Origin of the sequence: Microlunatus sp. GCM10028923, assembly GCF_042666975.1 — a bacterium.
Classification (GTDB): Bacteria; Actinomycetota; Actinomycetes; order Propionibacteriales; family Propionibacteriaceae; genus Microlunatus.
This window is the reverse complement of the sequence record NZ_JBHTFF010000012.1, coordinates 87,736-101,883: the sequence shown is the minus strand read 5'-3', so window position 1 is coordinate 101,883 and position 14,148 is coordinate 87,736. Positions and strand designations below refer to the sequence as shown.

Genomic DNA, 14,148 nt, shown 5'->3' with positions numbered 1-14,148 from the left:
GTCGCCGGCTGGTCGCCGGACCCGGCGGTGCAGCACCGGTGGGTGCCCGGAAGGCAGCTCGGTCGCACGCCCGTCAGGCAGCCTTGGCCGCGTGCCGGAACGCTGGGCCGCGCCGGGTATCGTGCCGTTGGCACAACACCTGCGAGGCCGCGTTCTGCACTCGCGAAGGGAGATCGGTGAGCGACCAATCTGCGACCCTGTCCGGACCCTGGGCGGGGTTGGTTCGGCGATGGCGGGCCGTGACCGCGCCCGAGGTGCTGCCAAGGTGGGCGGTCGCCGCCCTGGTGGCCAACATCGGGATCGTGCTCACCGGCGGCCTGGTGCGGCTGACCGACTCCGGGCTCGGCTGCCCGACCTGGCCGCGGTGCACCGCCGACTCGTACGTGCCGCATCCCGCCCTCGGCATGCACGGCGTGATCGAGTTCGGCAACCGCCTGCTCACCTTCGTGCTGGCCGCGGTCATGATCATGACGTTCCTCACGGCACTCCGGGTCGCCGACCGGAACGCCCGGCCGCGGGTCTGGCTGATCGCGTTCCTGCTCGGCCTCGGCATCCCGGCCCAGGGCGTGGTCGGCGGGTTCACCGTGCTGAGCCAGCTGAACCCGTTCGTGGTGGCGTTCCACTTCCTGGTGTCGATGGCGTTGATCGCGCTGAGCGTGCTGCTCGTGCACCGCGCCTTCGGCATCACCGGCACCGCCGTCGGCTCGGTCGCCAGCCGCGCGGTGGTGATCGCCACCTTCGTGGTGGTCTGGATCGCCCTGTGGCTGGGCACCGTGGTCACGGGCTCCGGGCCGCACTCGGGCGACATCAACGCGAAGCGGACCGGCTTCGACCCGACCGTCGTCACGCACCTGCACGCGGGCGCCGTCTATCTGCTGGTCGCGCTGACCGTCCTCGGCGTCGTCTGGTTCCGCAGCCGCGCAGTGCTGATGCTGCTGGCCGCCGAACTGTTCCAGGGCCTGGTGGGCGTGATCCAGTTCAACACCGGGCTGCCGATCCTGCTGGTGCTGCTGCACCTCGTCGGGGCCGCCCTGACCGTGGCCGCGGCCACCCACTACCTGCTGAGTCACCGGAGCCCCGTCGCCTCGGAATGAGCATTGCGATTCGAACACGTGTTCGATAGTATCGGTTCATGGCAGGGGATGGAAGTAGGTATGTGCCGCCGGGCTGGCCGCCGATGGTCAGGCCGCCGGGAGCCGTCGACTGGGAGATGACCGCGTCCGCGTTTCTGCTCGACTGCTGCCCGCCGGACTTCCGGCTCTACCCGGTGCTGCGCCGGCATCCGGTCGTGCTGGCGCGGTTCGCGGCCAGGTCGCTGGAAGGTCAGGCCAAGGCGGTCGAGACCGGGGTGGCGGAGGTGCGGACCGAGCTGGGCCGGTTCGTTGCGCCGGAGGTGGTCGAGCAGGCGATCGAGGCCTGGCAGCGGTTCGGTGCGCTGCTGCCGCGGACCCGGCGAGCGGTCGACCTGGTCGAGCGGGCCCTCCGCGGAGAGGAGTTCGTGCCGACGTTGTGATGATGCCGACAGTCCGGGGGAGCCTGGGCCGAGAGCCGGGTTCGGCGCTTGGTGAGGTCGTAAACTCGGGGCCATGCCATCCGCATCTGTCCCGGCCAACTCGCCGCTGCTCGCGACGATCCGGCGCCCGAGCGACCTGCGGTCGTTGAGTCAGGATCAGCTCCGGCAGTTGAGCTCGGAGATCAGGTCCTTCCTGATCGAAGAGGTGAGCCGGACCGGCGGGCACCTGGGGCCGAACCTCGGGGTGGTGGAGCTCACGCTGGCGGCCCACCGGGCGTTCGATTCGCCGGCCGAGCCGATCGTCTTCGACACCGGCCACCAGGGGTACGTGCACAAGATCGTGACCGGGCGTGCGGACCGGTTTCACACCCTCAAGCAGCGGGGCGGGTTGTCGGGCTACCCGAGCCGGGCCGAGTCCGAGCACGACTGGGTGGAGAACTCGCACGCGTCCACCTCGCTGTCGTACGCGGCGGGGCTGGCGAAGGCGAAGCTGGTCCGCGGCGAGCGCGGTTCCGTGCTCGCGGTGATCGGGGACGGCGCTCTCACCGGAGGCATGGCCTGGGAGGCGCTGAACAACATCGCTGCCGACGACAAGCTGCCGTTGGTGATCTTGGTCAACGACAACGGCCGGTCCTACACGCCGACCGTGGGCGGGCTCGCGGTGCACCTGGCCGGGCTGCGCACCAACCCGCGCTACGAGCAGATCCTCGAGGTGATCCGGCGCAACCTGGTCCGGGTGCCGGGCGTGGGCGGCGCGGCGTACGACCTGTTGCACGGGATCAAGATCGGGTTGAAGGACGTGCTGGCTCCGCAGGGCATGTTCTCCGACCTGGGGCTGAAGTACGTCGGCCCGATCGACGGCCACGACGTGGCGGCGGTGGAGACGGCGCTGCAGCAGGCCAAGCAGTTCGGCGGACCGGTGTTGGTGCACTGCCTGACCCAGAAGGGGCGCGGATTCCCGGCTGCGGAGAACAACGAGGAGGACCAGTTCCACCAGGTCGGCAAGATCGACTCGACCACCGGTGAGCCGCTCTCGACCGGCGGGCCGGACAGCTGGACCGACGTGTTCTCCCGGGAGATCGTGAAGCTGGCCGCGACGGACCAGCGGATCGTCGGGATCACGGCGGCGATGCTGTATCCGACGGGCTTGCACCGGTTCGCGAAGGCGTTCCCGGACCGGGTGTTCGACGTCGGGATCGCCGAGCAGCACGCGGTGACCTCGGCGGCCGGATTGGCGATGGGCGGGCTGCACCCGGTGTTCGCGGTCTACTCGACGTTCCTGAACCGTGCCTTCGACCAGGTGCTGCTGGACGTGGCGCTGCACCGGTGCGGGGTGACCTTCGTGCTCGACCGGTCCGGCGTCACCGGCACCGACGGCCCGAGCCACAACGGCATGTGGGACATGTCGATCCTGCAGGTCGTTCCGGGCCTGCAGTTGGCGGCGCCGCGGGACGCGACCCGGCTCCGCGAGGCGCTGGAGCATGCCGTGACGGTGGATGACGCGCCGACGGTGATCAGGTACTCGAAGGAGAAGGTCCCGGCGGACCTGCCGGCGGTCGACCAGGTCGACGGCGTCGACATCCTGCGGCGCACCGAGTCACCGCGCGTCCTGATCCTCGGGTACGGAGACTTCGCCGGCCTGGCCCTCAAGGCCGCCGACCTGCTGGCGGCCCAGGGCATCGGCGTGACCGTGGCCGACCCGGTCTGGGCCCTGCCGGTCAATCCGGCCCTGATCGACCTAGCCCGTGATCATGAACTGGTGATCACGGTCGAGGACAACGGCGTGGTCGGCGGCTGTGGCTCCCGGCTGGCCCAGGAACTGCGCCAGCGCGAGGTGTACACGCCGCTGCGCGAGTTCGGCGTCGAGCAGCGCTTCCTCGATCACGGCAGCCGGGCCGAGGTGCTCGAGGAGGTCGGCCTGACCCCGCAGCGGATCGCCCGCTTCGCCGTCGAGGCCATCGCCCGGGCCGACCAGAACGCGGCGCAGCCCAGCAACATCCATTGACCTCACCCTGCACCGACCTCACTCTGCACCGACCTCGCGGAAACGACAGACCCGAGCGGCCGTTCGGCCGCTCGGGTCTCGTCGTGTCCGGGGATCGCCTCCTGGGGCGATCGCCTACTGGGGCAGGCTTGCCGCTCCCGCCGGCAGCAGCCGGCGCCCGAGCACCTTCTCGCTGATCCCTTCCCGGTCCAGGTAGGGGACGACGCCGCCGAGATGGAACGGCCAGCCGGCCCCGAGGATCAGGCAGAGGTCGATGTCCATCGGTGCGGCGACGACCTGCTCGGAGAGCATCAGCCCGATCTCCTCGGCCAGCGCGGCCAGCACCCGCTCCCGGAGTTGATCTTCGGTGCTCGGCCGGTCGCCGACGGTGAACAGGGCCCGGGTCGTCTCCGCGACGTACGGCTTCCCGTCGGCGGTCCAGTCGTAGACGCCCGGCCGCTTGGCGGCGACCAGCGCGCGCAGGTTCTCCGAGACCGGGAACCGGTCGCCGAAACGATCATGGAGCGACTGGTTCACGTGCAGGACGACGGCCGGCCCGACCAGCTGGGCCAGCACGAACGGTGACATCGGCAGCCCGAGCGGGCGCAGCGCCCGATCGGCGACCTCGAGCGGCGTCCCCTCGTCCACGGCGGCGTCGATCACCGACATCAGCCGCAGCAGCAGCCGGTTGACCACGAAGGCGGTCTCGTCGGCGACCAGGACCGCGTTCTTCTTCAGTGTCTTCGCGACCGCGAGCGCGGTGGCCAGGGTGGCGTCGTCAGTCTTCTCGGCCTTGGCGACCTCGAGCAGCGGCAGGACGGCGACCGGGTTGAAGAAGTGGAAGCCGACCACCCGCTCGGGATGAGCAAGGTCGGCGGCCATCTCGGAGACCGACAGCGACGAGGTGTTGGTGGCCAGCAGGCAGGTCTCGGAGACGTGCTGCTCAAGCTCGCCGAACACCTGCTTCTTGACCTCGAGCTCTTCGAAGACCGCCTCGATCACGAAGTCGCAGTCGGCGAAGTCGGACCGCTCGGTGGTGCCGGTGATCAAGGCCTTGAGCCGGTTCGTCTCGTCCGGCGACAGTCGGCCGCGGCCGGCCAGCTTGTCGATCTCCGCGGTGACGTAGCCGAGCCCGCGGTCCACCCGCTCCTGGTCGAGGTCCGTGATCACCACCGGGACCTGGAGCCGGCGCAGGAACAGCAGCGCCAGCTGGCTCGCCATCAGCCCGGCACCGACGATGCCGACCTTGGTGACCGGCCGGGCCAGTTCCTTGTCGGGCGCGCCGGCCGGCTTCTTGGCCCGCTTCTGGACCAGGTCGAAGGCGTACAGGCTGGACCGCAGCTCCTCGCTCATGATCAGATCGGCCAGCGCCTCGTTCTCGGCCGTGTAGGCGGCCTCGCGGTCGGCGGTCTTGGCCGCGGCGATCAACTCCAGGGCACGGTACGGAGCCGGCGCCGCACCCGAGGTCTTCAGGTCGGCGATCGCCTTGCCGCGCGCGACGGCGGCGTCCCAGGCCTCGCCGCGGTCCGGCTCCGGCCGGTCCACGGTGATCGTCCCGGCCACCACCTGACCGGCCCAGTCCAGCGACCGCTCGAGGAAGTCGGCGCCCTCGAAGATCGCGTCGGCGATGCCGAGCTGGAACGCCTGCGGGCCCTTGAGCATCCGGTTCTGGTTCAGCGCGTTCTCGATGATCACCGTGACGGCGCGGTCGGCGCCGATCAGGTTCGGCAGCAGGTAGGCGCCGCCCCAGCCGGGCAACAGGCCGAGGAAGCACTCGGGCAGCGCGATCGCCGGCGCGGCCGCCGACACGGTGCGGTACTGGCAGTGCAGCGGCAGTTCCAGCCCGCCGCCGAGGGCGAGCCCGTTGATCAGGCCGAAGGTCGGCACCTTCGAGGTGTGCAGCTTGTCGTAGACCGCGTGACCGATCTCGGCGATCGCCACCGCCTGATCCCGGTTCGCCAGGGCACCGAGCTGGGACAGGTCGGCGCCGGCGGCCAGGATGAACGGCTTGCCGGTGACCGCGATCGCGGCGACGTCGTCACGGGCGAGCGCGGCATCGATGGCGGCGTTGAGTTCGCCGAGGCTGCGCGGTCCGAGCGTGTTCGGCCGGGTGTGATCACGACCGTTGTCGAGCGTGATCAACACGCCCGTCCGGCCGGCGTGCGGGAGCACGAAATCGCGGCTGTACGCGTGGGTGACGACCTCGCCCTCGGTCAGCGCCGACGCCGTCTCGATCAGTTCGTTGAGCCGTTCCGGGGTGGTCACTGTCCGGCCTCCTGGGCGCTGTGGTTCGGGTTCTCCCAGATCACGGTGCCGCCCATGCCGAGGCCGACACACATGGTGGTGATCCCGTACCGGATCTCGGGATGATCATGGAACGTGCGGGCGAGCTGGGTCATCAGGCGCACCCCGGAACTGGCCAGCGGGTGGCCGAAGGCGATCGCGCCGCCGTACGGGTTCACCCGCGGATCGTCGTCGTCGATCCCGAAATGATCAAGGAAGGCGAGCACCTGGACGGCGAAGGCCTCGTTGATCTCGAACGCCCCGATGTCGGAGATGGACAACCCGGAGGAACGCAGTGCCTTCTCGGTGGCGGGCACCGGTCCGACGCCCATCACCTCGGGATCGACCCCGGCGAACCCGTACGAGACCAGGCGCATCGCGACCGGCAGGCCGAGCTCGGAGGCGACCTCCTCGGCGGCGACCAGGCAGGCAGTGGCGCCGTCGTTGAGGCCAGCGGCGTTGCCGGCGGTGACCCGGCCGTGCGGCCGGAACGGCGTCTTCAGCGCGGCCAGGCCCTCCAGCGTGGTGTCCGGGCGGGGCGGCTCGTCGGCGGTGGCCAGGCCCCAGCCGAGTTCGCTGCTGCGCGCCGCGACCGGGACCAGCATCGGCTGGATCACCCCGTCGGCGTACGCCTTCGCGGCCCGCTGCTGGCTGGCCACGGCGAACGCATCGGCCCGCTGCTTGGTGATCCCCGGGAAACGATCATGGAGGTTCTCCGCCGTCGAGCCCATGATCAACGCGGACGGGTCGACCAGCTTCTCCGCGACGATCCGCGGGTTCGGGTCGATACCGGAGCCCATCGGGTGGTGGCCCATGTGCTCGACGCCGCCGGCGATTGCGACGTCGTAGGCGCCGAAGGCGATCCCGGAGGACACCGTCGTCACCGCGGTCATCGCGCCGGCGCACATCCGGTCGATCGCGAAGCCGGGCACCGACCGGGGCAGCCCGGCGAGCAGGGCGGCGGTGCGGCCGATGGTGAGACCCTGGTCACCGGTCTGGGTCGTGGCCGCGATCGCCACGTCGTCGATCCGGTCGGCCGGGAGTTCCGGGTGCCGGCGCATGAGTTCGCGGATGCAGTTGATCACCAGGTCGTCGGCACGCGTCTCGGCGTACATCGACCCGGCCTTACCGAAGGGGGTACGGACGCCGTCGACGAAGACGACCTCGCGGAGAGAACGGGGCATGGGCCTATATTACTCACGAGTAACAACGGCCTGGCAAGCATCTCCGACGACGGGTCGTCCGGGTCGACGACGGCTTCAGGGTTTCACGGTAGCGTCGAGCAGTCGATGCCCCATCGCGCGGACGTACTCCGCGAACTCGGGCGGCTCCTCGACCCGGAACGGCACCCCGATCAGCCCGATGCTGATCGCCGCGAGTTCGTACGAGTCGGAGGCGGTCCGGAACCGGCAGTGCCGGTCGTCGATCGCCGTGACCTCGCCCCATTCGGGCCGCAGCCAATCGACCACCTCGGCGGCCGGCACCTCGAGCGTCACGGTGACCTGGACCCTTCGGGCCCGTTCGCCGAACACCCGGTCCAGATAGGCGGCCGCGTCGCCGTCCGGATCCGGTCGGGGCCGGAACCGCGGGCCGCCGGGTGTCCGCAGCCGGATCCGGTCCAGCCGGAACGTGCGCCAGTCCGCCCGGTCGGTGTCGTACCCCACGAGATACCAGCGGCGATGGTGCACCAGCCGCTGTGGATCGACGTGGCGCAGCGCGGTCACGCCCTCGCCGGTCGTGTAGTCGAACCGCAGTCCCTCGTGGTCCCGGCAGGCGTTGGCGATCGCGGTGATCATCGCTGGATCGATTCGTGAGTCGGCCCGCCGGACCGTCGCGGTGCTGTCCCGGATCGCGGCGGCCCTGGTCCGCAGCCGGGGCGGCAGGATCCGCTCCAGCTTCGTCAGCGCCCGGACGGAACTCTCCTCGATCCCGGTCACCGAGCCGTCGGCGACGCCGACCAGGCCGAGGGTGATCGCCACCGCCTCGTCGTCGTCCAGCAGCAGCGGCGGCAGCACGGCCCCGGCCCCGAGCCGGTAGCCGCCGCCGACCCCCGAGACCGCGTCCACCGGATAGCCGAGGTCCCGCAGTCGCTCGACGTCGGTACGGACGGTGCGGGTGGTCACGCCGAGTCGTTCCGCCAGCTCGGGCCCACTCCAGGTACGGGCGGCCTCGAGCAGTCCGAGCAGGGTCAGCAGCCGGGCCGAGGTCGACGTCATGAATCCGGAATCCGATTCCTATCGCGGAAGAAAACGTTCCGCGATCGATCCTAGGCTCGACGGACACCCGACGAAAGGATTCCGATGACGATTCTCGTGGCCGGAGCGACCGGGACCGTCGGCCGCAGCCTGGTCCGTGCCCTGGTGAACCGCGGCCAGCAGGTCCGGGCGCTGACCCGAGCCCCGGCGACCGCCGACCTGCCGCCCGGCGTGGAACCGGTCGCCGGCGACCTGGCCGACCCGACCACGCTGGCCGACGCCCTCGACGGCGTGACCGCCGTACACCTGATCGGCTTCGACGGTCCGCGCGGCGCCGGCGGTGGTGCTGCGCTGGACACCGGACCGGAGCTGCTCCGGCTGGCCGAGCGGGCCGGCGTGGCCCGGGTGACCCTGTTGCAGAACGGCCATTCCGGTCCGATGGAGGACGCGGTCCAGACCGGCCCGCTGCCGTGGACGGTCATCGCGCCGGTCGGCTTCATGGCCAACGCCCGGCAGTGGGCGCCGGCCGTCCGGGCCGGGGAGCCGATCCGCGAGGCGTTCGGCGAGACCGCGAGCGCGCTCATCCACGAGGACGACATCGCCGACGTTGCGGCGGTCGCGTTGGTCGAGGACGGGCATGCCGCGCAGACGTACGTGCTCAGCGGGCCGGAGGCGCTGACGGTGCCCGATCAGGTCCGGCAGCTGGGCGAGGCGCTGGGCCGCACCGTCGGGTACGTCGAGCTGACGGAAGAGGAGGCGATCGCGGACTGGCGCGGCCAGGGATTCGACCAGGAGTCGATCGACTTCTTCCTGGAGATGGGCCGGACCACACCGTGGATCGGCCGGACGCCGCTGCCCACGGTCGAGCGGGTCACCGGGCGGCCGGCGCGGACGTTCGGGCAGTGGGCCCGGGAGCACGCGCCCGAGTTCGCCTGATCAGGGTTCGGCTGATCAGAATTCGGCTGAGCCGGGTCAGGGCTCCAGCAGGGGAGTGATCAACGGCACGGTCAGCTCCCGCTGCCAGGCCCGGGCGCCGTTGCCGGCCAGCGCGGCGTCGACGGCCTCCTCGGTGATCAGCTCGGGCGGGCGCCAGGCCAGCCGGCGGACGTACTCGGGAGTGAGCAGGTTCTCGGCCGGCAGTTCGAGGGCGGTCGCGCGCTTGCCCAGCGCCTCGCGGACCCTGGCCAGCCGCTTCGCCGCGACCGGATCCCGGCTCGCCCACAGCCGGGCCTGCGGCGGCCCGTCGGAGGTGATGTGCATCGGCGGCAGGTCGGCTTCGGAGAGCGCCAGCGCCTCGGCGATGGCGTCGGACCAGTCCGCCTCGTACTGCCGGGCGACCCGGCGCCGGAACCCGCCGATCCCGCGGAAGGAACGCGGCGTCAGGGACTGGTCGCCGGCGGCCTCGGCGATGGAGAGGTCGGTGAGCACCTTGCCCGGCGCCCGGTCCAGGTCGGCCGCGATCGCGTCCCGGGCCTGCCAGAGCGCCCGGACGACGGCCAGTCCGCGACGGCTGCGGACCTTGTGGATCCCGGAGGTACGGCGCCAGGGATCGGGCCGGGCCTCCGCCGGCACCGACGCACCGGCGATCAGCGCATCGAACTCCTGCCGGGCCCACTCGCTCTTGCCCGCGTCCTCCAGCTGCTCGGCCAGCCGGTCCCGCAGCCCAACCAGCAGCTCGACGTCCAGCGCCGCGTAGGTGACCCAGTCGGCGGGCAGCGGCCGGGTCGACCAGTCCGCCGCCGAGTGCTCCTTGAGTAGCCGGATCGAGAACAGTTCCTCCAGCATGGTGCCGAGGGCGACCCGCGGATAGCCGAGCAGTCGACCGGCCAGCTCGGTGTCGAACAGCTGCCGCGGCAGCATCCGGACTTCGTTCAGGCAGGGCAGGTCCTGGCTGGCGGCGTGGATGACCCACTCGGCGTCGGTGATCGCGTCGGCGACCGGCGAGAGGTCGGCCGGGTCACCGAACGGAATCGGGTCGATCAGCCAGGTGCCGGAACCCTCGCGGCGAAGCTGGATCAGGTAGGCCCGCTGGCTGTAGCGGAAGCCGTTGGCCCGTTCCGCATCGACGGCCACCGGTCCCGTTCCGGCTCGCAGCGCCTCGATCGCGGCCTCGAGCCGGTCCGGCGTCGCGACGATCGGTGGGGCACCCTCCGCAGGGCGGGTGAGTACGGTGACGTCGGGCGAGTCCGTCGGATCGCCGTCCTGGTCCGATACAGGTCGGGCCGGGCCGGCTGCGCCGGGTGTCGTGGTCGTCACCGTCTCCGTAAGGGTCGATTCTGCGGCTTGCGCCGGGACGGGATCGGCACCACACCGGCGGGCAAGGGCGGCAGCCCCGCCGTCGTACAGAGTAGTTCACTCCACGCAGCCAGATGTCTGGACAGGCCTGCGCCGTCGTCCAGCTGCGGCGTCCAGGAGGCGCGGATCTCGACCTCGGCGCGGGCCGGCTCGTCCTCCATCCCGCCGAACGACTCGCTGTGCACCGAGGTGACCGTGCCGCTCGGGGCGCCGAACTCCGCCTGATGCGCCTGCAGGGCGTCGATCAGCCAGGACCAGCCGACCTTGGCCAGCAGTGGATCGGTGACCATCTCCGGGTCGACGTCGGCCCGGGCGAAGGTGACGCAGCGGAACGTGCCGTCCCAGGCCGGATTGCCGGCCGGGTCGTGCAGCAGCACCAGCCGGCCGCTGCCGACCTCCTCACCACCGCTCAGCACATCGGCCGTGATCGCCACCGCGAACGGTGCGATACGCTGCGGGGCACCGATCTCGGTGACGACGAGTTCCGGGCGCCACGAAGCCGCTCTGAGGTCCTGCACCGCGCGGCCGAAAGGGGCCGGCAACGAGGCGGGTTCCGTCTTTGCTCCCACGGGTGTGACCCTATGTCAGCGCACCCCTGTGTTCGGTTTTCGACGCGCCGTAAGGTCGGCCCGGACGCGGTCGCAAGCGGTCTTCGGGGGCGTGACAAGATGCCAGCGTGTCCCCGACGGAATCCGAATTCCTGGCGGCGTGCCGCCGGCGGCAGACCGGCGTACCGGTCTGGTTCATGCGGCAGGCCGGTCGAGCGTTGCCCGAGTACCACAAGGCCCGGGCGGGCATCGGCATGCTGGAGAGCTGCGAGCGGCCTGACCTGGTCACCGAGATCACCCTGCAACCGGTGCGGCGGTACGGGGTCGACGCCGCCGTCTATTACTCGGACATCATGGTGCCGCTGCGGGCGATCGGGATCGACCTGGAGATCGTCAGCGGCACCGGACCGGTGATCGCCGAGCCGATCCGGAGCCGGGCCGACCTGGACCGGCTGCGGCCGCTCGAGCCTGGCGACATCTCGTACGTCACCGAGGCGGTCACCCAGTTGGTCGGCGAACTCGGCCGCACCCCGCTGATCGGCTTCGCCGGCGCCCCGTTCACCATGGCCAGCTACCTGATCGAGGGCGGGCCGAGCAAGGACTACGCCAAGACCAAGTCGCTGATGGTCGCCGAGCCGGCGTTGTGGGACGTGCTGTGCACCCGGCTGGCCGACCTGTCGGCGATGTTCCTCCGGGTCCAGATCGAGGCGGGCGCGTCGGTGGTCCAGCTGTTCGACTCCTGGGCCGGCAGTCTGTCCGCCGCCGACTACGAGCGTTCGGTGCTGCCGCACTCGGCGCGGGTGTTTGCTCAGCTGGCCGAGTTCGACGTGCCGCGGATCCACTTCGGCGTCGGGACCGGTGAGCTGCTCCGCCTGTTCGGCGCGGCCGGCGCCGATGTCGTCGGGGTGGACTGGCGGCTGCCGCTGGCCGAGGCGAGCCGACGGCTGGGGCCGGACTATGCGGTGCAGGGCAACCTGGACCCCGCGCTGCTGTCGGCGCCCTGGCCGGTGCTCGCCGACCGGGTGCGCTCGGTGATCACCTCCGGTGCCGCCGCGCCGGGTCACATCTTCAACCTCGGGCACGGCGTTCCGCCGACCGCGGACCCGGACGTGCTGGCCCGGATCGTCGACCTGGTCCACGGCGAGGGCCCCGCGCTGCGGGCCACCGCGCCGGCCCTGGCCGGCGCGAACTGATCATGTTGTGGCGAATCGATCACGGGGCATGACGGACCGGGTCGTGGTCGTCGGCGGCGGTGTCGCCGGGCTGACGGCCGCCCGGACACTGGCCCGGGCCGGTCGCCAGGTGCTGGTCCTGGAGGCCTCGCCGCGGCTGGGCGGCAAGATCATCTCCGTGACGCCGGGCGGAGTGCCGCTGGACGGCGGCCCGGAGTCGTTGCTGGCCCGGCGCCCGGAGGCGGTCCGGTTGGTCGAGGAACTGGGCCTGCCGATCGTCCACCCGACCGGCGCCTCCTCGAAGTTGTTGATCAAGGGACGGCTGCATCCGCTGCCGCGGCAGGCGATGGGGATCCCGGCCGACCTCGACGAGCTGACCGAGCTGCTGGACCCTGATGATCTTGACCGGGCGCGCCGGGAACCGGACCTGCCCGCACCGGCACTGTCCGGCGACCTCGGGATCGGGGAGTACGTCGACGCCCGGTTCGGTCCGGCGGTGACCGACCGGCTGTTGGAGCCGATGCTCGGCGGGGTGTACGCGGGCCGGGCCCGGGAGCTGTCCTTCGAGGCGGTGAACCGTGCCCTGTACGAGCGGGCTCGCGGCGGCGGGTCGCTGTTGGACCATGCCGCGGACCTGGTCGCGGCCGGCCGTAACGGTGCCGGCGGTCCGGTGTTCGCGGGCCTGCCCGGCGGCGTCTCCCGGCTGTTGCCGGCGCTGGCCGATGATCTTGAGCAGTACGGGGTCGAGGTGCGGACCGGCGTGACCGTACGCGAGCTGGAACGGGCCGGCGCCGGCTATCGGCTCACCCTCGGGGCGGCCACCAGCAGCCCGCTGACCGTTCCGGGCCGCACGGCCCGGGAGACCGTCGAGGCGGATTCCGTCGTGCTCGCGGTGCCCGCCGCGCCGCTGAGCCGGCTGCTCGGCGACCTGGCCGGGCCGGTGGTCGAAGAGGTCGCCCGGGTGCCGTACGCCTCGATGGCGGTGGTCACCCTCGTGGTCCGCGGCTTCACCGGCGACGGGTCGGGTGCGCTGGTGCCGCCGGGGGAGTTGCCGACGATCAAGGCCTTCACCCACTCGTCCGTCAAGTGGGGCTGGGTGGCGGACGCGGCCCGCGCGGCCTGGGGCCCGGACGTCGCCGTGATCCGGGCCAGCGTCGGCCGGATCGGCGAGGAGGGCCTGCTGCAGTTGGACGACGAACGGCTGGTCACCCGGACGTTCGCCGAGGCGCGGGACCGGGTGCCGGGCTGGCCGGGCACGGAGTTGATCACGCACGCGGTGGCCCGGTTCGGCGGCGGGCTGCCGCAGTACCTGGTCGGGCACGTCGACCTGGTCCGGCGGTTGCGGGAGGCGGTCGGTGCGCACCCGGGGCTGGCCGTGTGCGGTGCGTTGCTGGACGGCGTCGGCATCGCTGCCTGCATCGGCAGCGGGCTGACCGCCGCGGAAACGATCATGAACGATCGATCATCGACAGGGACGAGGGCATGAAGGCACGGGAGATCAACGACACGATCCGCTACACGATGTGGTCGGTGTTCCGCCGGCCGAGCGAACCGGTGGGGCCGGCGCGGGCCGTCGACGTCGAGCAACAGGTGGCCGCGGCCGTCGGCGACCGGGATCTCGAGATCCGCGGCTGGTACGACGTCGCCGGGCTGCGCGCCGACGCCGACCTGATGGTGTGGTGGCACGCGCCGGAGATCGAGACCGTCCAGGACGCGTACCACGCGCTGCGCCGGTCGGACCTGGGCCTGGTCCCGGTCTGGTCCCAGGTGGCGCTGCACCGTCCGGCCGAGTTCAACAAGGGGCACGTGCCGGCGTTCATGTCCGGTGAGGACCCGAAGTCGTACCTCTGCGTCTATCCGTTCGTCCGTTCCTACGACTGGTACGTGCTGCCGGACGAGGAGCGCCGGGCGATGCTCGTCGAGCACGGCCAACAGGCCCGCGGCTACCCGGACGTACGGGCCAACACCGTGGCCGCGTTCGCGCTCGGCGACTACGAGTGGATCCTGGCCTTCGAGGCCGACGAGCTGCACCGGATCGTCGATCTGATGCGGGACCTGCGCAAGTCGAAGGCCCGGCTGCACGTCCGCGAGGAGATCCCCTTCTTCACCGGCCGGCGGCGTGAGCTGACCGAGATCGTCTCCGCCTGGTGAGTTGATC

At 71.5% G+C, this 14,148-nt stretch carries 12 protein-coding genes; 7 read left to right on the top strand and 5 right to left on the bottom strand.

Annotated features, from left to right (window positions below):
- The first annotated feature begins 176 nt into the window (after positions 1-176).
- The 3 genes from ACFQU4_RS26100 (at position 177) to dxs (ending at position 3,518) form a co-directional block, all read left to right on the top strand.
- Positions 177-1,094 carry a heme A synthase gene (locus tag ACFQU4_RS26100; protein ID WP_377497639.1) on the top strand — a complete coding sequence of 306 codons (918 nt, stop codon included), beginning with the start codon at positions 177-179 and terminating at the stop codon, positions 1,092-1,094.
- 38 nt (positions 1,095-1,132) lie between these two features.
- Positions 1,133-1,513, top strand: a complete 381-nt coding sequence (locus tag ACFQU4_RS26095) for a hypothetical protein (protein ID WP_377497637.1) — start codon at positions 1,133-1,135, stop codon at positions 1,511-1,513.
- Between the two features lie 73 nt (positions 1,514-1,586).
- Complete coding sequence (gene dxs / locus ACFQU4_RS26090; protein ID WP_377497635.1) at positions 1,587-3,518, top strand: 1-deoxy-D-xylulose-5-phosphate synthase; 1,932 nt, start codon at positions 1,587-1,589, stop codon at positions 3,516-3,518.
- 114 nt (positions 3,519-3,632) lie between these two features.
- On the opposite strand, the gene ACFQU4_RS26085 is transcribed toward dxs, so the two are convergent.
- From ACFQU4_RS26085 to ACFQU4_RS26075, 3 genes are all read right to left on the bottom strand, one after another.
- Positions 3,633-5,762 carry a 3-hydroxyacyl-CoA dehydrogenase NAD-binding domain-containing protein gene (locus ACFQU4_RS26085; protein WP_377497633.1) on the bottom strand — a complete coding sequence of 710 codons (2,130 nt, stop codon included), beginning with the start codon at positions 5,760-5,762 and terminating at the stop codon, positions 3,633-3,635.
- Entirely contained in the window at positions 5,759-6,964 is a 1,206-nt protein-coding gene (locus ACFQU4_RS26080; protein ID WP_377497631.1) for a thiolase family protein, read from the bottom strand. The genes ACFQU4_RS26085 and ACFQU4_RS26080 overlap by 4 nt, the downstream gene beginning before the upstream one ends.
- A gap of 75 nt (positions 6,965-7,039) precedes the next feature.
- Positions 7,040-7,996, bottom strand: coding sequence for a helix-turn-helix transcriptional regulator (locus ACFQU4_RS26075; RefSeq protein WP_377497629.1), 957 nt, complete (start codon positions 7,994-7,996; stop codon positions 7,040-7,042).
- 84 nt (positions 7,997-8,080) lie between these two features.
- Here ACFQU4_RS26075 and ACFQU4_RS26070 point away from each other — a divergent pair, with 84 nt between their 5' ends.
- Positions 8,081-8,911 carry an NAD(P)H-binding protein gene (locus ACFQU4_RS26070; protein ID WP_377497627.1) on the top strand — a complete coding sequence of 277 codons (831 nt, stop codon included), beginning with the start codon at positions 8,081-8,083 and terminating at the stop codon, positions 8,909-8,911.
- 36 nt (positions 8,912-8,947) lie between these two features.
- On the opposite strand, the gene ACFQU4_RS26065 is transcribed toward ACFQU4_RS26070, so the two are convergent.
- Both ACFQU4_RS26065 and ACFQU4_RS26060 read right to left on the bottom strand, forming a co-directional pair.
- Complete coding sequence (locus ACFQU4_RS26065) at positions 8,948-10,231, bottom strand: HRDC domain-containing protein (RefSeq protein ID WP_377497625.1); 1,284 nt, start codon at positions 10,229-10,231, stop codon at positions 8,948-8,950.
- Positions 10,228-10,839, bottom strand: a complete 612-nt coding sequence (locus ACFQU4_RS26060; RefSeq protein ID WP_377497623.1) for a DUF3000 domain-containing protein — start codon at positions 10,837-10,839, stop codon at positions 10,228-10,230. Before ACFQU4_RS26060 ends, ACFQU4_RS26065 begins: the two co-directional genes overlap by 4 nt.
- Before the next feature lie 107 nt (positions 10,840-10,946).
- Here ACFQU4_RS26060 and hemE point away from each other — a divergent pair, with 107 nt between their 5' ends.
- The 3 genes from hemE to hemQ are packed head-to-tail and all read left to right on the top strand — an operon-like array spanning position 10,947 to position 14,141.
- Complete coding sequence (hemE, locus tag ACFQU4_RS26055; protein ID WP_377497621.1) at positions 10,947-12,011, top strand: uroporphyrinogen decarboxylase; 1,065 nt, start codon at positions 10,947-10,949, stop codon at positions 12,009-12,011.
- A 28-nt stretch (positions 12,012-12,039) separates the two neighbouring features.
- The gene (gene hemG, locus ACFQU4_RS26050; RefSeq protein ID WP_377497619.1) at positions 12,040-13,476 is read left to right on the top strand and encodes a protoporphyrinogen oxidase; all 1,437 of its coding nucleotides are present in this window, start codon (positions 12,040-12,042) and stop codon (positions 13,474-13,476) included.
- Positions 13,473-14,141, top strand: a complete 669-nt coding sequence (gene hemQ, locus ACFQU4_RS26045; RefSeq protein WP_377497617.1) for a hydrogen peroxide-dependent heme synthase — start codon at positions 13,473-13,475, stop codon at positions 14,139-14,141. The genes hemG and hemQ overlap by 4 nt, the downstream gene beginning before the upstream one ends.
- Positions 14,142-14,148: the final 7 nt, after the last annotated feature.

Bases quoted from the DNA above. Each gene is read 5' to 3' on its own strand.
- ACFQU4_RS26095 (WP_377497637.1), top strand. From the start codon at position 1,133: ATGGCAGGGGATGGAAGTAGGTATGTGCCGCCGGGCTGGCCGCCGATG.
- dxs (WP_377497635.1), top strand. From the start codon at position 1,587: ATGCCATCCGCATCTGTCCCGGCCAACTCGCCGCTGCTCGCGACGATC.
- ACFQU4_RS26080 (WP_377497631.1), bottom strand. From the start codon at position 6,964: ATGCCCCGTTCTCTCCGCGAGGTCGTCTTCGTCGACGGCGTCCGTACC.
- ACFQU4_RS26075 (WP_377497629.1), bottom strand. From the start codon at position 7,996: ATGACGTCGACCTCGGCCCGGCTGCTGACCCTGCTCGGACTGCTCGAG.
- ACFQU4_RS26070 (WP_377497627.1), top strand. From the start codon at position 8,081: ATGACGATTCTCGTGGCCGGAGCGACCGGGACCGTCGGCCGCAGCCTG.
- hemG (WP_377497619.1), top strand. From the start codon at position 12,040: ATGACGGACCGGGTCGTGGTCGTCGGCGGCGGTGTCGCCGGGCTGACG.
- hemQ (WP_377497617.1), top strand. From the start codon at position 13,473: ATGAAGGCACGGGAGATCAACGACACGATCCGCTACACGATGTGGTCG.